Genomic DNA, 19,413 nt, shown 5'->3' with positions numbered 1-19,413 from the left:
GTCGACATCTCAGGCGCTCCCCGCGCCCGAGTCCCCCTGACGGGATCCAAGAAAACGATCACCCCACGTCTGGCGCCGGGGATGCGGCCGCAGGCTTTCCGCGCAGCCGGATCCATAGATCATTTATTGGTCGCTTCATGCTCGAACAGCTGAAGCATGGTCAATCTAGACCATCGAAGCCGGTATGAAGAGAGGTGTGTGTGCAATTTGTGCCCAAGATTTGAAACTGGCTGAACATCATCGACTACTCTCCGTGCAGGGGGATTGAGGGGCTCCGGTTCGGCCGCTCCGCCGGGACCGGGCGGCGCCGCGCCCCCGGCCGCCGCCGGCACGGCGTCCGCCGACGGGCCGGCGCCCCACTGTGGACTGGACCAATGGCGAATGCGGGAGCGGCGTCGTGCGTCCACGGCACCACGGGCACCCCCGGGTCCACCGTGGACGACGCCGACTGCCAGGACGTTCGGCGCTTCGTCCGCAACGGCCACCGCCTCCCGGCAGAAGACCGGGCCCCGGCGTCCGTCGGCTGCGCAGGCATCCACCCGGCGTCCGCTCCCGGTGACGCGTCCCTCGCCGGGGAGGACGGAGCCCGCCGGACGGGCGGAACGGGTCTGCCGCCGGGGGTGACGCCGAGTGACCGCCATGGATCAGAGGCATGCGCTGAATGCCAACTCGCCTGTGGCGAAAGTGTTTTCCGGCCCGCCCGCACGCCGTGCCGTCGGGCTCCGAACTCGACGGACTGATGTTCCAGGTCGGCCCGGGCGATGAGCGGCGGTCCGTGAAACGGACACCGGCCGCCGTCGGCGGCGGCGTCCGCGGCGTCGGCCTCGCGGACGAGGCGGCACGCCTGCGCCGGGCGGCGGACCGGCATCAAGACCTTCAGCGCTGCGGCACCGTCGGGCGCGTGCCCGGCGCGCTCACCGGCGTCCCGCAGGCCGGCCCGGGACGGGAGGAGCCGCTGTTCGAAGCCTACGGAGCCGGGCCGGACCGGGAACGGGCCATGTACCACCGGCTGCCGCGGGAACCGCCGGACCGGCCGCCGGACGCCGCGTGGCGTGCTGACACGGTTTCAGGCTCATGAGCCCTGGACGTCCGACGAGACGACCGTGTGTGTGAGGCGGCGGCAGGGCCGGTTCGCCTGCCGGGCGGGGGAAAGGACTCGACGGCTCGCTTCTTCCCGTGTGCCGAAGGCTTCACGGGCATGCGGGACGGCGGGCGTGTTCCCGGACACCCGTGCCGGCAGCACGTCGACGGGAGGCCGCAGGGCCCTGCCGAGGGGCGCGATCCGGTGCCTGACGGCCACCGGGCGGGTCGAGACGGCCTCGCGCCCGATCACCATGTGGGCGGCGGCACCGGCGCGACGCACCTCCGCGTCAGCGGGCGGGCCCCGCACCGGGCCGACCCCGATCGGTGTCGAGCGTCTCTTCCGGCCGGAGACGCCCGTGGAGGCCGGAGCGACCGCGCTGTCCGGCCGGCTCCTCCGGCCCCTGCGCGGCCGTCGCGCGGGCCGGTGCCGGTGGCCGCGACGGTCTGTTCACGCCCCGAAGGAGCCCAGCGCCGTGTCCTTGTCCTGGCCGGCCCATCCGTCGGGTCTGCGCCAGAGGACGTGGACGCCGAAGACCTCGCGGACCGTGTCCGCCGACCAGTCCTCGGCGGGAGGCTCGCACAGGACCAGATAGAGGCTGTCGGCACGGGCGGGCAGGGTGTGGTTGATCTCCAGGAGGCGGGCCGCTCCCGAGCGGAGGTCCTGGTAGGCGGACCGGCCGGCGCCCAGGACCTCGTAGAGGAAGAGGCCGCGGTCGGTGACGCAGCTGACGTCGACGATCGGCGAGTCGGCCGGCTGGAGGTCCGCCCACAGCAGGTCCGCCTTCAGGGCGTGGCGTACCGCCTCGTGCTTGTTGCACGTGCGGTCGGCGGCCGCCGAGGTTTCGAGCGAGCGGAGGAATCCCTCCCTCCTGGCCGCGGCGGTGGGGGCGGGAGTTCCTTCGACGGTGGTCACCGATTCGATTTCCTCGGGCTCGGGTTCGGGCTGGTGCTCGGCGGTGGCGGGCGCGGTCTCCATGTCAGGTGCCGCGGCATCGGGCAGGCGGGCACGGAGTGCCTCCTCGGCCTCGGCGAGAGCCCCGGCCCAGCCGGAGTCGGCGACCTCGGTCCGAAGGCTGCCGATGTCCAGCACCTCGTCCTTGAGCGCCCGATGGGTGCTTGCCGCAAGGTCGCGGAGCACTCCCAGCCTGTGCCGGTCCGGGGAACCGAGCACGCGTCGCACGTCCACCCAGTCCGCCTGGTCGCGGCGGAGGACGCGGTTGGCCATGCCCTGCAGCTCGGAAAGACGGCTGCGGGCGTCCGGGGGAACGCTGCCCTCACCGGTCACCAGCTCGTCGAGCACGCCGAGTGCCGCCACATAGCGTTGCGCCATCCTGGGCGAGATCGGGCGGCGTCCGCGCTGGTCGGCGGTGAGCACGCTGTGGGTGGTCTCGTTCTCGAAGACCCAGCAGTCCAGTTCGTCGCCCGGCCGCGGCGGTGCGGAGCCGTGCCGGACGGTCAGGACCAGCGGGCGGTCGATGCCGGGGGACACGGCCCTGACCTTGTAGCGGCCACCCGGGCCGGGTCCGAGCACCCGCACCCGGATGTCGGTGCCGATCTCCGGGACGTCGCCCCGCGGGGCGACGGGTTCCGCCGTGGCGGCCGGTGTTCCCGCAGGGCCGTCGGTGTCCGTCAGGATCTGCGGGAGCTGCGAGGTGTGCAGCAGGGTCAGGCTCTGCGTGCTGCGGGTGAGGGCGATGTAGAGCTGCCGGGGACCGGATGGGCCGCGGTCGGCGATGGTGGCGGGCTCGACCACCAGGACGTGGTCGTACTCCATGCCCTTGGCCTGGGCGGCGGCCAGGACGTGCACCGGCTGCCGGCCCCCGCCGGTGACGCCGGCTGTCTCGTCGAGGTGATGGCTGATCCTGTCGAGCCACTCCGAGTCGTCGGGGACGACGACGGCGATGGAGCGCGGAGTGTGCCCGTCGCTGGTGCCGGCCAGCCGGGTCACCTCGGTGACGGTGTCGTCCAGCAGTTTCCAGGGTTCCGTCGCCAAGGTCCTCACGGCGTCGTCTCCCGCCTCACGCACGGCACGCGGGTACGGCAGGCCCGGGGCGACCGCCCGGGCGAGCGGTGCGACGAACTCCATGATCTCTGCCGGAACCCTGTAACTGGTGTTCAGTTCGGCGACCCGCCAGTCTCCGTGGTCGGACAGGAGGGCGCCGAGACGGTCCCAACCGGTGTAGGCGTGGGGGCCGGTGGCCTGGGTGAGGTCGCCGAGGACCGTCATGGAGCCGCCGACGGCACAGCGGCGGCGCAGCGCACGGGCCTGCATCGGGGTGAGGTCCTGGGCCTCGTCGACGACGATGTGTCCGTAGCGCGGGGGGATCTCCCCGGTGATGAGGAAGGCGAGTTCCTCCAGACAGACCCGGTCGTCGAGGGTCCAGGGGTCGGCGTCGGCGGAGGCGGCGCGGGGCCGGTGGAGTGCGGCCTGCTCGTCCTCGTCGAGGAGGCCGTCGGCGCAGGTGCGCAGGAGATCGGGCGAGTCGTAGAGACCGCGCAGGGCTTCTCTGGCACCGGGCGACGGCCAGATGCGTTCCACGATCCTCTCGACACGGCGGTTGCGTTCCAGATCTCGCCGGACGGTGCCGCCCTGCCCGCGGCGTGGTGCGACGGCGGCGAGTTCCTGCAGGAGACGGTCGACGAACAGGCTCCGGAAGCGTTCCCGGCGCTGCCGGTAGGAGCCGTCGCCGTCACGGGCCTCGCCGAGGAGGGCGAGGACCTCGGACCGCGGGACGCGCAGGGTCGCGCTTCCGGCGCCGACGACGACCGAGGGCTCCTCACCCTGGAAGGAAGGCGGGAGGGTGAGCTCGTCGACCGTCTCCGGGCGGCAGGCGCTCTCGACCCTGCGCCGCAGGACGGCCGCCATGCGTTCGTCGGACTTCACCAGCCGTGCCCGCGGGGTGTCGGTGCCGAGGATCTCGCCGTCCCAGAGCCGGTTCAGCTGGACGGAGTTGACGTCCCGTGTGCCGAGGGTGGGCAGAACCTGTCCGACGTAGTCGAGGAACCGCTGGTGCGGGCCGATCACGAGGATGTCCTGGGCCCTGAAGTGCTCGTTGTTGACGAGCCAGGTCACACGGTGGAGACCGACCGCCGACTTACCGGTGCCCGGGCCGCCCTGGACGACGAGGACGTCGGACGGTGAGCCGGTGACCAGGTCCATCTGGTCACGGCGGATGGTCTCCACGATGTCCCGCATGCGGCCGCTGCGCGAGCGCTGGAGCTCGCGCAGCAGGAAGTCGTCCGGCTGGAGCGGCTTGCGGCGCTGGACACGGGCGACGTCGCCGGGCGTGGGCGACGGCCGGCGCTCCTCGCTCCGGGGCCGTGGCCGGGTCCCGGCGGGAGTCCCGGCCGCGGGCGCCGCCGGCGTGGCGCTCCCGCTCACGTCGTCCGCGGCCTGCCGCGGCTTCGGGAGAGCCGGGAGGGCCGGGGCGCCGGCCGCCGGGGCGATCTCGTCGAAGTAGTCCTCCACGACACGCTGCACGCACCGCAGCTGCCGCCGCAGGACCACCTCGCCCGGCGCCTCGGGCCGCGCCTCGGACCAGGTCCTGGCCAGTCGGCTGGTCCACAGCAGGACGACCGGCTCGTTCGCGGAGTCGCGTACCCCGCGTCGGCCGATGTACCAGGGACGGGGTTCCTCTCCGGCATCCTCGGACGCGTCGACGCGGGCGAAGACCAGCGCCTCGTTGCCGAGCCCGCCGTATGCCGCGGCCTGCTCCTCCGCGTTGATCCGGTTGGCGATGCCGTCCTTGCCGCTCGCCGAGGCCGTGGCCGCCGAAGCTCCGCTCATCTCGGCCAGCCGGGCGGCATAGCAGTCGTACGCGTGGTCCACGGCCTTCTGCTCGGTGGCGATGACCTCGTCGCGTGTGGTGCCCATGTGCGTCCTCCCTGCGGCCCTCGCAAGGCGCCGCTACGGGCCTGCGCCCGTACCCCGGGGAAAGGACTATCAGATTTCGAACGGTCACGTGGCGTCACCGGGCAAGTTCTCGGACCGGCTCCGCGGCCTCCGTGCACCGGGCGCCGACCCGGCCGTGCGCAGGGCCGGAACCGTTGCGCGTCCGCTCGCACCGCGGGGTGCACGGGACCGTCCTGGACCGGGAGGCGGACGCGGCGGTCGACGTCGCCGAGGCCGCCGGAGCGGCGGTGCCGGCCTGCGGAGCGCGGACAGGACGGACACGCGTGCCCGTACCGCGAGCGTGCCGCGCTCGGGGAAACACGTCACCGGTCGCGTCCGGCGCACGCGAGCGGGTACTCGAAGCCGATGGGCGACATCCTTGTGGGAACGTGTTCGTGGACCGACCCGGCGCTGGTGCGCAGCGGCTGGTACCCCACCGGGAGGCGGGACGCCGAAGGACGGTTGCGCCACTACGGCGAGCGGTTCCCGGTCGTCGAGGTCGATTCCTCCTACTACGCGCTGCCCAGCGAGCGGAACAGCCGGTTGTGGGCGGAGCGGACACCGGACGGGTTCGTCTTCGACGTGAAGGCGTTCTCGCTGCTCACAGGGCATCCGACGCGAAGCGCGGTGATGCCGGACGGGCTGCCCGCCGACGCCCGGGACCCGGGAGTGCTGGACGAGGTCTGGGCACGGTTCGCCACGGCGATCGCGCCCTTGCGGAGCGCCCGGCGGCTGGGGAGCGTGCTGCTCCAGTTCCCGCCACGGTTCCGGCCGGGAGCCCGCGCCGAGACGGTTCTGGCGGAAACCGCCCGGCGGTGCGCGGGCTGGCCCCTCGCCGTCGAGTTCAGGCACTCCTCGTGGTGGCAGGAAGAGCGGGCCGAGGCCACGTGCGCGCTGCTCGCGCGGTACGGGATGGCCGCCGTCGCCGTCGACATGCCCCAGGGGCTCGCGGTCTCCGTACCACCGGTCACCCCCGTCACCACACCCCGGCTGTCCGTCGTACGGTTCCACGGACGCAGTGCCGAGTGGCAGCACGGGAACAAGGAGGAGCGCTATCGGCATGTGTACGGCGACGACGAACTCGCCGAATGGCTCCCGCGGTTGCGTGAACTCGCCGGGCGGGTCGAGCAGGTGCATGTGCTGTTCAACAACTGCTGTGGTGACGCCGCGGTGCGGGCCGCCGAACGGATGGCGCGGCTGCTCGGGACCGGGCCGCTCGCGGGCCCGGGGACAGCGGCGGGCCGAACGGCGGCGACGGGGCGGTGAGGACCGGTGACGGCCCGCAGGCAGCGGCAGGACGTCCGGGGAGCGGCCCCGCAGGCAACCGGCGGCTTCGGTTCACGGGGCGCTCGCACCGATGACGACGGAATGACGCCGCGCTGACACCGGCCCTCGTACCGTCGGAGCGTGGCTGTCGGGCCGGCGCAGGCCGGCTCCGGCAGCCCGGGCCGGAGCCACGCGTCACGACATGAGGGCTGTACCGCCATGACGACGTCGGCGAACAGCTCCGAAGCGCTGTGCTCGTGGAGAGGCCGCACCTCGCCAACCCCTCCGTGGAGGTGACTCACCATGGCATCGTTCAAGCTCGGAGAACCCGTGGCCGAGGACACGCAGGCCCGGTCCAGGATCTCGACCGAACTGGCTCCTCCCGTCATCCTCAGGGCGCAGCCCGACTCGTTCGTCCGCCTGAACACGCCGGAGGAGCTGAGGGACTGGGAGGAGGCGGTCCGCGCCACCACCGGGATGCGCATCGACGCCACCCGCATGGGAGGCTCGGCGTCGGAGTCGTGCTCGTGCGGCTGTTCCGACGACTGCTGCGTGGACTGCCCCGTCCTGCAATGATTCTCACGGTGTCCGTCGAGGACGACTTCCACACCCACGTCATCCGGGACGCCGCCGTCCGCCGCGGCTTCCGCGACTTCCACGTCCTGGAGTGCGACCGCATCAGCGGACGCCCCGGCCTGACGTGGAGTTCGCACGGGGACACGCCCAGCACCGTCCTGACCTCGGAGGGGCGCACCGTCCCCCTCGACGCGGTGTCGGTGCTGTGGTGGCGGCGGATGCGGGCGAACCAGCAGGCGTCCGCCCGCGCGTCGACCGACCATCAGCGGCGCCTGGTCGACAACGACAGCCGCGGCGCCCTCGACGGCATCCTCGCGGCGTCCTTCCGCGGGCAATGGGTCTCTTCCCCCGAAGCGACCGACCGCGCCGCGGACAAGCTGTACCAGCTCTCCGTGGCGCGGGAGGCGGGCTTCCGGGTGCCGCGCACGCTCGTCTCCCAGTCCCGTGACGAGGTCGAGGAGTTCGCCCGCACCGTGGAACGCGTGATCGTCAAACCGGTGGTGGGCGCGACCGGCCCGCTCATGTTCACCCAGTACGTCGACGATCCGCGGGCCATCCCCGAGGAGTCCTTCAGCGTCTGCCCGGCCGTCTACCAGGAGTACATCCCCGGCCGGCGGCACATCCGGCTGAACTGCTTCGGCGAGCGCATGTACGCGGCCCTCATCGAGTCCGACCGGCTCGACTGGCGCCCCGACCTGAACGTGCCCGTCTCCAGGTGGGAGGTGCCGCCCGGCGTGGGCCACCGGGTGGCGGAGGTGCTGCGGCGCCTCGGGCTGCGCATGGGCGCCATCGACATCAAACTGACCCCGGACGGCGAGCCCGTCTGGCTGGAGGTCAACCCGCAGGGGCAGTTCCTCTTCCTCCAGCCGCTGCTGGGGGAGCCGTTCGACGAGTACTTCCTCGACTTCCTGCTCTCCTGCGCGAACGCCGATGCCCGGCCCGCGCCGGGTGTCTTTGCCCGTCCTGCCGCGCCGGCGTGGGCGGCTGCCGGCCGAACCTCGTGCGAGGACGGGTGAGGCCGTAGGGGAGGCGGCCCCGGTCAGCCGGTGTCCTCCTCGTCCTCCTCGTCGTCCTTCTCGTCGTCGAGGTGGCGCATCGCGTACGGGTGCTCCTGCGGACACCGCGCCAGCCGTGCCGTCACCCAGGCGGTGCGGGCGTCCGTGCCAGGACCGGACCCGGTCGCCAGACGGCGTGCCTGCCACGTCGTCCGGGGGGCGAGCACCCAGCGCACGAGGGGGAACCGCACGCGACCGGTACCGGCCGAGGCCCTGCCCGCGAAGACGGCTCCCTCGTCCGGAAGAGGGCCGGGTCCGCCTGGAACGTGTGATGTCGTGTCCGCCACCCGGCGAGTGTCACGGCGCGGCCGGCCGCCACGGAGCCGACCGGCCCGGTGATCACCGGAAGGAGTGATCGAAGCGCGCATGACTGACGACGGGGCGGAAGCACGCAGGAGGCGAGGCCGCCGGGCCGGAGTGTCCGGGACGGCTGCCCGTACGAAGGACCGACCGCCTTCTTCCACGGTGACCCCGGTGCGGACGGACTCCGACGACTCGGCACGGACGACTCGGCACGGACGACCGACCGAGCCCGCCGGCGCCACCCGGCGGCCGTGGCCGGGGCCCCTGGACCCGTGGGGTGTCCCTGGCAGGCCATGACCCACGCGACCGAGCGCGGCGAGGCGCTGCCGGGCGAGGGATCCGCAACAGGGTGTGCCCCGGGGCGTGCGGGCCGCCGCGTACGCGGCCGACGTCCGCCGCCGCAGGCACCGGGCGGTCCGGTCAGAGCTCTGTGTCCGCCGGTGTCCCGGGACCGAGGGCCGCGTCGAGCCCGGCCGCCGGGCCGAGGCCCAGCCGCGCTCTGCACGATGTGATCCTGTCGACCGCCCAGGAGCGGACGGCGTCCCTGTCGTCGACCAGGTCCAGCAACTCCCGCGTGGTCTGCTGCGCTTCGCGCATCCACGGCGCGACGGGATCGTCGTCGAGCACCGTGGTGAAGCGTTCCCGGGCCGTGGAGGTGTCGCCGACGAGTGCCGCGGCGACGCCTGCGTTCCATGCCTCCCAGGACCATCCGCGGTCGGTCCGCCGGGCCGTCAGATCGTCCGCCACCGCCGCCAGGTCCGGGAACCGGCGCCGGAACGCCTCCACCTTGCCCGCCGCCCGCCGCGCCAGATCCTCCGCCACCGGGGCGAACTGGTCCTCGTGGCGGAAGTCCTGCCTGCCGATCTCCTGCGCGCTGACGTTGAAGGAGAAGTACTCGGTGTCCTGCCACAGCCACATGACGCCGACCTGCAGGCCACTGCCCTGACCCCACTTCGGGGGCGAGAACTCGACCACACCGAGCCACCAGCCCTGATCGTCCAGCCAGAGGCGGGACCGGCCCTGCCGGCGCAGGCCCAACGGACGGAGCTGCGCCCCGGCGGCCGTACCGATCAGTCGTGACGCGGGAGATGTGGATGCCATCCCCCTATCCTTCCCCAGGCTGTGGCGGCCCCGGCTCGGGGGCCTTCGGGCAGAACGCTGCCGCAGACGGCCGCCGCTGCTTCCTCACTTCCTCACCCACTCTCCGGGTTCGGCGTCCACGGCCATGCTGAACTGCAGCAGATGGCCGTTGCGGTCGGCCATCAGGAAGAGCGAGTCGGGCTGACGGCAGTCCTTGCCCGCGTCCGCGGCGTACATCGCCGGGCTCAGCACCAGCACCGGGGACACGGCGCCGACGACGAAGGAGTTGTCGCAGTTCTGCGCACCGTCCTGCGAGCCGTCCTCCGCGGCACCGGCGTCCCAGATCTGCACCAGACGGCCGCCGGCCGGGCCCTGGGTGACCCGGAGCATCGCCTTCTCCCGGTACGCCTCGTTTGCGGGCACCCAGACGCCGGCGTACTCGTCCGGCACCGCCTTCCGTCCCCCGGCCGACCGGTGGAGCTCGGCCGTCATGTCGCCGGACCTCCACACCAGTACGTCCCGCGACCGTACCGTGAGGGTCTGCTGCGACAGCGGCTCGCAGCGTCCCCGAGGCACCTCCGCGGTCACCTGGCCCTTGCCGACGACCAGCGAGTCGGCATCGGCGGAGAGCAGCTCACCGCGCCCGGTGCACTGCGCGTAGCCGTCGGTGTCGATGTACGCGGCGACCTTGTCGCCCGGCCGGCCCGTCGAGATGTCCAGACGCAGCACCCGTCTCGGATAATCGACATCACCCTTGAGCACGCCTTCCCAGGCGCCGACGAAGTCCTTCGGGACGCTCGGCCCGGTACCAGGCGCCGCCGCTTCGGAATCCGGGGAGACCGAGCGGGGCGCGGAGGATCTCCCGTCCGTCCCGGGATCCGTGCCGCCGTTGGAATGCACCGCCAGCGCCGTGCCCATGGCTGTCGCGGCGAGTGCCAGCACTCCGGCGAGCAGCGGCTTCCACCGTCGCCCGGACCGTGCCGGCGCCTGTGGGCCCTGCGGCTGTGCCGGTGAGCCCTGCGGCGGCGTCTCCGCGGTGAGCAGCCTGGCGGCGAGCCTGCCGAGATCGGCCAGCAGTTCCGCGGGCAGCCACGGACCGGCCATGTCGGTGCGGGTACGGGCGGCGATCTGCTCGGCGGTGGGCCGCCGCTGCGGGTCCTTGGACAGGCAGGCGGCGACCAGACCGGTCAGCGTGTGCGGCACCCCGGTGAGGTCCGGTTCCTCCTCGGCGATACGGAACATCAGCGCGTGCAGGCCCACTTCGGCGGAGCCGAACGGCAGCCGCCCCGTCGCCGCGTACACCAGCACCGACCCGAGACCGAACACGTCCGAGGCCGGTGTCACCCGCTGCCCGCGCACCTGCTCCGGCGACATGAAGGCGGGGGAACCGATCACCACCCCGGTGGAGGTGCGCAGACCGTCCGCCACGGTGTCGAGCGCCCGCGCGACACCGAAGTCGATGATGCGCGGGCCGTCGACGGTCAGCAGGATGTTCGACGGCTTGAGGTCACGGTGCACCAGGCCCGCGCCGTGGATGGCGCGCAACGCCCTGGCGAGACGCCCGGCCAGGGAATGCAGCGTCGCCTCGGGAAGCGGCCCGTAGTCCGAGTCGACGACCTGCTGCAGAGAGGGACCGGGCACGTACTCCGTGGCCACCCAGGGCGCGGCGGCCCCGGTGTCGGCGCCGAGCACCGGCGCCGTCCACTCGCCCCCCACCCGGTGCAGCGCGGCGACCTCCTGATGGAACCGGGCCCGGAACTCGGGCTCCTCGGCCAGCTCCGCCTTGACCACCTTCACCGCCGCGGCCCGCCCGCCCGCGGAACGTCCCAGGAAGACCTTGCCCATACCGCCGGCGCCCAGCCTGCCGATCAGTGTGAAGTCCCCGATCCGCCGTGGATCCCCCGGCTCCAGGACGTGCATCGCTGCCCCGCTCTCCCCATGTGTCCCTGTGCGCTGCGCGGCGGCGACATTACCCGTTCGAACACCGCAGTGCGGGTCTCGACGGGTCCCCGTGTCCTCGCTGCGTGCCACGGCCCCGGCAGCGGACGGCAGGCTCCCTCAGACGTGCAGTTCGGGGGGAAAGCCCGTCCAGCGCAGCTCGGCGGGCAGATGCCGCATGTCGTTGGAGACGAGGACGGAGGCGGCTCGGCCGGGTGGGTAGCGGATGACGGTGAGCGCCGCGTTGCAGTGGTTGAGGCCGAGCCAGCGCCACTTCGGTGCGTGCAGAGCGTCCCGGACGAGCCAGGCGACGAGGAAGTTGTGGGTGACGACCAGTTCGTGCCGGTCCTCTTCGCCGTCCACCGGCCCGGTGAACAGATCCAGGGCCCGGCGGGCCAGCGCAGGCCCGTCCCTGCGTTCCTCGTCGGAGGCGCCGGCGAGGAAGCGGAGGTAGAAGTCCGCCGATTCGGCGGGAAGTTCGTCCGCTTCGGGTACGTGGGGCACATAGTCACCGGCGGCTTCACAGGCGTGCAGGGGGACGTTCTTCAGTTGCTCGCCGATCAGGCGGGCGGTCTGCTCGGCCCGCGGCAGCGGACCGTGACGAACAGCCGCGAAGGGGATGTCCCGGAGACGCCGGCCGAGCAGTGTCGCCTGCCGTCGGCCCGCCTCCGTCAGCCCGCTCTCGTCAGGCGTCGCCTCGCCGTGCCGAACGAGATAGAGGTAACGGGTGGCCGTGCCGGTCATCTCGAACTCCTCCGTACCCACTTGTGATCTTGTGTGTCGAGGGACGCCGTCTCCGCGGCGGTCGGTTCCCTCCGTTCGCCGGACCGGCAGGGTCACGGTCCCGGCCGCAAAGCGGCAGGCGGAAAGGTGCGGTCGAGCAGATCGCAGGGCGCGGGGTGGCGTGACAACTCCTCGGGCGGGAAAGAGCGGTGGGCCGGGCGGCTGGTGAGGCCGGGGGCGCGGTCCACCCCGCCACGGGTGTCGGTTTGGGGCATCTTGGTGTGAACCCGCCCTTGACCTGATGTTTTGGTGCACTGCTCAGGGACGTCGGCCCTGCCCCGGTCGGGTGGTCGTCACGCTCGCTCTGTACCTGTTTGCTCCCGCTGAGCCGTGTTCGCCGGGGTTCTCATGCCTCCCGGTGAACCCCGGCGAACACGGTTTTTTGATCTTAGGTGAGACCAACTCCCGTCGCCTATAGGGAGTTTGCTGTGACGGTTGCCATCGTTTGGCCGGGGTGGCGCCACGCGCTGCGGACGGCGAGGCCGACGGGCCCGTCATGTTCGGCATCGGCACGGGAGCCGACCGGGAATCCCTGCTTCTCCGCAGAAGGAGCAAGGCCAGCGAGTTCACCTGTCGGCAGCTCCTGCCGGCGGCCTACCGGTCCGACGGGGAAGAGCCGTCCTGAGCCGGCGCGGTGGGCACAGCGCCCTGGTGGCGGGATCCGGCGACGGGCTGAGGCAGTGAGCAACCGCAGCACCCGTGAGGCCGCGCTCCACGGCCTCGGCGTGATGTGCGACAGGGCGTGGACGTCAGGCAGGCCGAGGCACGATGCTCACCGCGCGGTAGTCGTACCCGTCCTGCTTGAAGCCGGGGGCTTCCCAGGTGAGTTCGACCCGCTGTCCGGGTGACAGCGTGCGGAAGCCGGGCGCCTGGATGTCGGCGTAGTGGCCGAAGCAGCCGCCCGGGGTCTCGGGGGAGTCGAGGACACCCCACCCTTCCTCGTCGTTCCACTCACGGACAGTCGCATGCACCATGGACGAGATCCTACGGCCTGCTCCATGACCGACGAGTCTCCGGTCGTCCGACCCCACGACCACCGGCCGCCCGGGGCGGCGGATCCTGGTCGAACGGCTCCGCGGGTGCCACAATCCATCGACTCACCAGGCATCTTCCGGTGGGTGTCCGAAGATCCCCGCCATGGAGAGACGTGACCGAGACCGACCTCACCACCGCTCCCCGTCCCCTGCTGCTGGCCGACGGCCGTCCGGCTGCGGAAGGCTGGTCGCTGGACCCGGACGTCAGACACCTGAACCACGGTTCCTTCGGAGCCGTCCCGGTGGCGGCCCAGGCGGTGCAGGAGGAACTGCGCGAGGAGATGGAGCGCAACCCCGTGGTGTGGTTCCCCGGGCTCCCCGCCCGGATGAGCCGGGTGCGTACGGACGTGGCCCGGTTCCTGGACGTCCCGGTTGGTGACCTCGCCCTCGTGCCGAACGCCAGCGGCGGCGCGAGCGTCGTCTACCACAACGTGCCCTTCCCCGCGGGAGGCGAGATCGTGGTCACCGATCACGGTTACGGTGCCGTCACCATGGGCGCCCTGCGGCTCGCCCGCCGCCGGGGCGGCACGGTGCGGACGGCACACGTGCCCCTCGACGCCGACGAGGACGAGGCGTTCGCCGCCGTGATGTCCGTCGTCGGTGACCGCACCGGGCTCGTCGTCGTCGACCACATCACCTCACCCACCGCGCGCCGCCTGCCCGTGGAACGGATCGGCAGAGAGGCACGCCGCCGCGGCATCCCGCTCCTGGTGGACGGAGCGCATGTCCCGGGCCTGCTGGAGAATCCGCTGCGGGACCTGGAGTGCGACTTCTGGGTCGGCAACCTCCACAAGTTCGGCTGCGCGCCGCGCGGCGCGGCCGTGCTCGTGGCGCGTTCCGCGCTGCGCGACGGGCTGTACCCGCTCATCGACTCGTGGGGAGCCGAGGATCCCTTCCCCGACCGTTTCGACAGCCAGGGAACCCTGGACGCCACCGGCTGCCTCGCGGCCCCGGCCGCCCTCCGGTTCATCGAGGACACCTGGGGCTGGCCGGCCGTACGCACGTACATGCGTGAGCTCGGCGACTACGCCGAGCACGTCGTCGGCGCCGCGTTCGCCGGACTGACCGGTGACGACCGGCCCGTCGACGTCGGCATGCCGGTCGACGCGCTCCGTCTCGTCAGGCTTCCGGACGGTCTGGCGACCACCCGTCTCGAGGCCGACGCGCTGCGCGACAGGGTCGCGCGCGAACTGGGCGTGGCGGCGGCGTTCACCAGCTTCGACGGCGTCGGGTACGTCCGGCTGTCCACCCATGTGTACAACACCGCCGCCGACTACGAGTACTTCGCCGAGCGATGCGTCCCGGTGCTCGGTGACTGGTCCCTCGACGCCACCCGCGTTTAGCTGCAGGCGCAGCGAAAGGGGCATGCCCGCACTCCGAGCAGGCACTGCGAGTGTTTTCCGGAGGGAGCCGCCCGTGACGGCCGGTCAGGGAGCGTTTGCCGCGATCACCCCGGTGTAGCCGCCTGCCTCTCTCAGTTCCTCCGGGGTCCCCTGGAAGATCTTGCGGGACGAGCGGAGGACGACCACGGTGTCGCAGCAGGCGTGCACGTCCTCCATGAGGTGGGTGGCCAGGACCACGGTCCCGGTGCCGCCCAGCCGCCGGAGAGTGGTGTGGAGGCGTTCCCTCTCGGCGGGGTCCAGCCCGGTGGTGGGCTCGTCGAGCACAAGCAGCTCAGGGCGGTTGACCAGAGCCTGCGCGATCCCGACCCGGCGCTTCATCCCGCCGGAGAGCGTGCGGTACCTGCTGTCGATGCGCGCGGTCAGGCCGACCCGGTCCACGGCGTCCGCCACCGCGTCGGGCGCGCTGTGGCCGGGCATGTCCTTCAGCCAGGCGGCGTAACTGACGCACTCTCGTACGGTGAAACCGCCGAACATGCCGAACGTCTGCGGCAGGTAGCCGAGCCGACGGCGGATCTCCAGCTGTTCGGCGGGGCGGTGCGGGTCCCGCCCCAGCAGCTTCAGCTCACCTTCCACGGCTGTGCCCGCCGTGGCCAGGACCCGCAGCAGGGAGCTCTTGCCCGCGCCGTTGGGCCCGAGCAGCGCGTGGACGCCGTGTCCGAGGTGCAGGTCGAGGCTGTCGACGGCGGTGGTACGGCGGTGACGCACGGTCAGTCGGGTTGCGCTGATCATCGGGACCTCAGGTCGTTGAAGGAGTGGCGGCGCAGCACCAGCAGGGCGCTCAGCACACCGGCAGCCGCGCCCCAGACGAACTGGGCGCCGCCGTCCAGCAGGTTCTTCAGCACGTTGAGCAGGACGGTGTCCAGGGAGCGGACCTTGCCGTCGGGGCGCATCGACAGCTGCGCCACGGCGGAGACCGTCACCAGCCAGGAGGTGCCGGTCGCACAGGCGGCGAGCGGACAGCCGATGCAGGAGCCCAGGACCAGGGTGGCGAGCGTCAGCGTCAGGCAGGGCACCAGCCAGGCCGCGGCCCACGCCGAGACGCCCACGCCCACCAGCGCCGCGGCGCCGAGCAGCGGCAGGCAGATGACGAGCACGACACCGGTACGCAGGAGCAGCAGCCGCAGCCCCCCGGCCGGCATGCTGCGGATCACCGGCGCGAAGGGGTCCGCCTTGCCGCCGTAGCTGGCCGCCACCCACACCAGCGGCAGCAGCGGAGCGAGCAGCAGCAAGAACGGCAGCGTCTCCTCCTCACCGGCCAGCGCGCCGACTCCCGCGCCCGCCGCACACACGCCGGTGACCGCCAGCAGCCAGGGCCACCGCAGGCCGGGGACGGCCCGCAGCCACGGGGGCAGGCGGGGCGGAGTGAGCATCGTCGTCACCTTCCGTTCGGTTCAGGGACAGAGGGCAGGGGGCGGCCGCGTTTCACGGCGGTCAGATACCGGTCGATCCAGGCCGCGCGCTCCCGTGCGGGAAGGCCGTCGAGCCGACGGAGCAGCAGACGCTCCTGTGCGCCGAGTTCGTCCCAGCCGGTGAGCCACGCGTACAGCGCGCGCGCCTGCGGCGAACGGAGTTCGCCGCAACGGTCCTCCGCGACGCTGCGGGCGAGGTCGTCGAAGGCGGGACTCCACCACGGAACGGCGACGACCCACGGAGAACCGACGCCGCCGCTGCCGCCGCATCCGCCCAGAACCTCGGTCTTCTGCGTCCACACGTAGTGGGTGGGCGCCTCGCGGACGCCTTCCAGCAGCCGGGACAACCCTGTCACCTCGCGTTCCAGCCGCTGCCGCTGCGCCTCGTGCTCCGCCGAGACGCACACGGCGGGCGCACGGCCGGTGCAGCGGATCCCCGTCGGGTTGAACGCCGAGGCCGCGGTGCCGCCCGCCCAGGTCACGCCCAGCCCCAGTGCCGCCGTCGCCAGGAGCAGCGCCACCGCGGGTCTCCAGCGGTACGCGCACAGCAGTACGGCGGCAGCCGCCACCGCGGCGATCAGAACGGCCCTGCACCACGGCACCCACGCGGGGGGAGTCCGGAGCACCCACCGCGCTGCTTCCTGGGGGACCGGGGCACCTGTGCCGGTGTAGGTGTGCTCCAGAGGGAACAACAACTGCCACACCGGCCCCAGCAAGAGCGCCGCCGCGCCGACGACGAGCGGTGTCACGCGCAGCGGAATCGTCCGGCCCAGCAGATGGGCGACGCACGAGACGGCCACGATCAGCGCCGCGTCGACGGCCATGGCGTCCAGCGGCGGTCGTGTCGCCGTGTCCCAGGACCCGGGCCACGCCAGCACCGCGGTCACGGCCAGCAGATATCCGGCCAGCGGCCACACCACCCCGGAGGCCAGGCCCAGCAGCACGGGGGACACCGGCGCCCGCACGGACGTCTGCCGCATCCACCGGGCGTCATGGCGCTCCTCCGCTCCTCCCTGCCACCCGGCCAGGAACCCGGCGGCCGCACCGCCGATCGCCCTCGCGGCGGTCCCGCCCTCTTCGCCGGCGACGATCCAGCCCGCCCCCGACCTCACCATCGGGTCCAGGAAGAACCACGCCACCCCGGCGGCCACCGTGAGCGCCACCAGCGGACCGGCCTGCCGCCGCAGGTTCGCCTTCAGCACGACGGCCAGCGGAGTGCGCTGCTTGAGGACCATGCCTGTACGAGGCGCGCAGGACGCCTGTGGTTCCTGGTGCCCCGGGGTGTGAAAGGGCAGCACGGGGCGCACAGGGCGCACGGCGTCCCGACGGTCCGGCCTCGGCCCGCCGGTGGGCTCGTACGCCGGGCCGGCACCTGTTTCTCGGTGAGGCGCCCCTGGTGAACGCCCCCCGTGCGCTCGGCGCTGACGGGCGCCGCGCCCGCGGTCCGGCCCGCGCGGATGCGGAGCGGGCCGCGGCCGTCGGACGGGTCAGCGGCCGGCGCCCTCGGTGGCGCCGATGATCCTCAGGGCGTTGGCGACCATCCGCTTCTTGCGGGCGGTCTCGGCCGCGATGTCGTCCTTGTGCCGGGCCATCGCCGTCCGCTCGTGGCGTGCCTCGGCGGCCGACCAGACGCGGATCAGGCCGGTGTCGTGCTTGCAGGCCATGTCCGTCCGCGCGACCTCCTTCTCCCGGCCGTCGGCGGCGGGAGCCTGAGCCGTGGGCAGATCGGTGCCCGCCTCGAGCGGGGAGTCGTACGCGTGGCCCTCGCGAGCCATGCAGGCCGACCACTTCCGGACCACCTCGCGCACTTCGGGATCCCGTTCGGCCTCGCGGAAGGCGGAGATGTAGATGTCCATGGCGACCGGGTTGCGCTCGCTGCCGCCGTCGCCGATGACGGTGGAGCGGGCCTCCTCGTAGCATCCGCCCTCCCGGACCGGGCGGTCGCGGTACTCGCCGATCACCTCGGCCTCACGCGGCGGCTGCGTGCCCTCGCCGCGCCGGACGTCGTCCTCGGTGACCCGGTCCGAACCGATGCCGTACAGCAGCAGGTTGCGGACCTGGCGGTCCTCGGCCGTCCCCGGCTCCTCGGAGGCGACGAGGTCGGTGTCCTTGCGGGAGTTGGCCGGCACGCGCGGGTCGAGATCCGGGGCCATGTGGTAGCCGTAGCGGCGCGCCTGCTCGTCGCTCATCACGCCGTACGACCGGTCGGGGACGGTGGAACGCAGGCTGCGGGTGAATTCCACGCGCTAGTCGAAACCGTAGCGCCGCATGCAGGCGGCGCGGGTGATCAGCTCCGCGCGGCCGACCGCGGCCAGCTCCGAGGGCAGCAGCCGGGCCCGGTCGACGGGGCGGTCGAGCAGCGGCTCGGCCAGCTCGACTCCGGTGACGGGGGCGGTGCGCCGGGGCGCCTTTGTGCGCGGGGCGTCGTCACCGGGACCGCCGCAGGCCGTCAGCAGGGTCAGCACGGCCGCGGCCGCGGGGACGATCGCTCGTCCCCGCGGCCGCAGGCTCACGGGCATTCCCAGTGGTTGGAGGCGTTCTCGTTGTAGACATTGACGAAACGCGACACCGAGGAGCGGGCCGGGATGTAGTCGATCGGCTCCTCCCTCTCCGGAGCGGGAGGCCCCTGCGGCCGGATCCACCGGGTGCCGGCCGTCGGCCTCAGGGCTCTCCGTCCCGGGCGGGCATCCCAGGCTTCCTTGTTCCCGCAGGTCGTCGGGGGTGGGATCGTTCCACCGTCGCAGGCCGGGCGGCGGCTGTTGTCCCAGGAGCACGAGGCGTCCGATGCTGTGGCTGTCGCACCGGCTGAAGCGGCCGGCCGCCCGGCAGCGCCACGACACCCCGCCCCGTCCGTCCACCGGAAGACCCGTCTCCTCGGGCGCCCGGGACGCCGGGCGCGGAGGCGTGCGACCTCATACCGAGCAGAATCAGATGCAGAGAAGGAACACGCATATGAACATGAAGTCCCTCGTGAGCCGTCGTGCGGCCGTGGCCGCGGGTCTCGTCCTGGCTCTCGGGTGCGGTGTGTCGGCGCAGGCCGCCTCCGCCACCGGGCCGCGGACGGGCAACGGGAAGGCCGACGTCGCGGTGAAGCACCGTTCGGGCGGCAAGGGCACCGTCGCCGCCTGCTCCCAGGAGGTCCTCGGCGTGTCCGCCGTGAAGGAGCCCGCGGACAGCGAGGACGCCAGGCACCTCCTCCTCACCGTCCAGAACGCCGGCGACAAGAAGTGCAACCTCTACCGCTACCCTCTCGTGCGGCTCGGTGCCGGCCGGACCACGGCCCCCGTGATCAAGGAGAGCGACCCGAACCCGGGAGTGCCCGTCACCCTCGCTCCGGGTGAGGAGGCGTACGCCGCCCTGCTCGTCAACGGCCCCATGGACGAGTACGAGGCGAAGAGCATCACCCTCAGCCTCCAGGGCCGCAAGCCCGGCAGCAACGCGGGCGGGCCGATCGATGTCCCCATGCCCGTCGACACGCTGTACGCCAACGACGGTCAGCGTGTCACCTACTGGACGACCGCTCCCGGTTACGCCCTGGATTTCATCATGTCGAAGTGACACGCCACCTCGACCGTGAGGCTGTCCTCGGCC

At 72.7% G+C, this 19,413-nt stretch carries 17 protein-coding genes; 6 read left to right on the top strand and 11 right to left on the bottom strand.

The window, feature by feature from the left end; all coding sequences use genetic code 11:
• Nucleotides 1-775 precede the first annotated feature (775 nt).
• On the top strand, nt 776-1,078 hold the full coding sequence (locus ACIQGV_RS19550) for a hypothetical protein (protein WP_402496282.1): 303 nt from the start codon (nt 776-778) through the stop codon (nt 1,076-1,078).
• A gap of 453 nt (nt 1,079-1,531) precedes the next feature.
• Here ACIQGV_RS19550 and ACIQGV_RS19545 read toward each other — a convergent pair whose 3' ends face one another.
• Entirely contained in the window at nt 1,532-4,957 is a 3,426-nt protein-coding gene (locus tag ACIQGV_RS19545) for an ATP-dependent DNA helicase (RefSeq protein WP_402496281.1), read from the bottom strand.
• Between the two features lie 384 nt (nt 4,958-5,341).
• Here ACIQGV_RS19545 and ACIQGV_RS19540 point away from each other — a divergent pair, with 384 nt between their 5' ends.
• The 3 genes from ACIQGV_RS19540 to ACIQGV_RS19530 all read left to right on the top strand — a co-directional run bounded on the left by ACIQGV_RS19540 (nt 5,342) and on the right by ACIQGV_RS19530 (nt 7,833).
• Entirely contained in the window at nt 5,342-6,241 is a 900-nt protein-coding gene (locus tag ACIQGV_RS19540) for a DUF72 domain-containing protein (protein WP_402496280.1), read from the top strand.
• Nucleotides 6,242-6,544: 303 nt separating this feature from the next.
• Nucleotides 6,545-6,817, top strand: a complete 273-nt coding sequence (locus ACIQGV_RS19535) for a hypothetical protein (RefSeq protein ID WP_402496279.1) — start codon at nt 6,545-6,547, stop codon at nt 6,815-6,817.
• A gap of 8 nt (nt 6,818-6,825) precedes the next feature.
• Nucleotides 6,826-7,833, top strand: a complete 1,008-nt coding sequence (locus ACIQGV_RS19530) for a RimK family alpha-L-glutamate ligase (RefSeq protein WP_402496278.1) — start codon at nt 6,826-6,828, stop codon at nt 7,831-7,833.
• A gap of 23 nt (nt 7,834-7,856) precedes the next feature.
• On the opposite strand, the gene ACIQGV_RS19525 is transcribed toward ACIQGV_RS19530, so the two are convergent.
• The 5 genes from ACIQGV_RS19525 to ACIQGV_RS19505 form a co-directional block, all read right to left on the bottom strand.
• On the bottom strand, nt 7,857-8,063 hold the full coding sequence (locus tag ACIQGV_RS19525) for a hypothetical protein (RefSeq protein ID WP_402496277.1): 207 nt from the start codon (nt 8,061-8,063) through the stop codon (nt 7,857-7,859).
• A gap of 532 nt (nt 8,064-8,595) precedes the next feature.
• The gene (locus ACIQGV_RS19520) at nt 8,596-9,276 is read right to left on the bottom strand and encodes a hypothetical protein (protein WP_402496276.1); all 681 of its coding nucleotides are present in this window, start codon (nt 9,274-9,276) and stop codon (nt 8,596-8,598) included.
• An 84-nt stretch (nt 9,277-9,360) separates the two neighbouring features.
• Entirely contained in the window at nt 9,361-11,175 is a 1,815-nt protein-coding gene (locus ACIQGV_RS19515; RefSeq protein WP_402496275.1) for a serine/threonine protein kinase, read from the bottom strand.
• Between the two features lie 138 nt (nt 11,176-11,313).
• A complete protein-coding gene (locus tag ACIQGV_RS19510) occupies nt 11,314-11,937 on the bottom strand; it encodes a histidine phosphatase family protein (protein WP_402496274.1) in 624 nt (207 codons plus the stop codon).
• A 788-nt stretch (nt 11,938-12,725) separates the two neighbouring features.
• Nucleotides 12,726-12,950 carry a cold-shock protein gene (locus tag ACIQGV_RS19505; protein WP_402496273.1) on the bottom strand — a complete coding sequence of 75 codons (225 nt, stop codon included), beginning with the start codon at nt 12,948-12,950 and terminating at the stop codon, nt 12,726-12,728.
• 173 nt (nt 12,951-13,123) lie between these two features.
• Between ACIQGV_RS19505 and ACIQGV_RS19500 the strand changes: the two genes are divergently transcribed.
• Nucleotides 13,124-14,353 (top strand): aminotransferase class V-fold PLP-dependent enzyme, encoded by a 1,230-nt coding sequence (locus ACIQGV_RS19500; RefSeq protein ID WP_402496272.1) that lies wholly within the window; start codon nt 13,124-13,126, stop codon nt 14,351-14,353.
• A gap of 84 nt (nt 14,354-14,437) precedes the next feature.
• On the opposite strand, the gene ACIQGV_RS19495 is transcribed toward ACIQGV_RS19500, so the two are convergent.
• The 5 genes from ACIQGV_RS19495 to ACIQGV_RS19475 form a co-directional block, all read right to left on the bottom strand.
• On the bottom strand, nt 14,438-15,142 hold the full coding sequence (locus ACIQGV_RS19495; protein WP_402496271.1) for an ABC transporter ATP-binding protein: 705 nt from the start codon (nt 15,140-15,142) through the stop codon (nt 14,438-14,440).
• Nucleotides 15,139-15,783, bottom strand: coding sequence for a hypothetical protein (locus tag ACIQGV_RS19490; protein WP_402496270.1), 645 nt, complete (start codon nt 15,781-15,783; stop codon nt 15,139-15,141). Before ACIQGV_RS19490 ends, ACIQGV_RS19495 begins: the two co-directional genes overlap by 4 nt.
• A 5-nt stretch (nt 15,784-15,788) precedes the next feature.
• Nucleotides 15,789-17,057 carry a hypothetical protein gene (locus ACIQGV_RS19485; RefSeq protein ID WP_402496269.1) on the bottom strand — a complete coding sequence of 423 codons (1,269 nt, stop codon included), beginning with the start codon at nt 17,055-17,057 and terminating at the stop codon, nt 15,789-15,791.
• Nucleotides 17,058-17,309: 252 nt separating this feature from the next.
• The gene (locus ACIQGV_RS19480; protein WP_402496268.1) at nt 17,310-18,065 is read right to left on the bottom strand and encodes a hypothetical protein; all 756 of its coding nucleotides are present in this window, start codon (nt 18,063-18,065) and stop codon (nt 17,310-17,312) included.
• 3 nt (nt 18,066-18,068) lie between these two features.
• Complete coding sequence (locus tag ACIQGV_RS19475) at nt 18,069-18,335, bottom strand: hypothetical protein (protein ID WP_402496267.1); 267 nt, start codon at nt 18,333-18,335, stop codon at nt 18,069-18,071.
• Between the two features lie 439 nt (nt 18,336-18,774).
• Between ACIQGV_RS19475 and ACIQGV_RS19470 the strand changes: the two genes are divergently transcribed.
• Entirely contained in the window at nt 18,775-19,380 is a 606-nt protein-coding gene (locus tag ACIQGV_RS19470; protein WP_402496266.1) for a DUF4232 domain-containing protein, read from the top strand.
• The last annotated feature ends 33 nt before the right edge of the window (nt 19,381-19,413 follow it).

The sequence above is a fragment of the Streptomyces sp. NPDC093094 genome (assembly GCF_044754345.1).
Classification (GTDB): domain Bacteria; phylum Actinomycetota; class Actinomycetes; order Streptomycetales; family Streptomycetaceae; genus Streptomyces.
The sequence above is the reverse complement of the archived record's forward strand: the minus strand, read 5'-3'. Positions and strand labels throughout refer to the sequence as shown.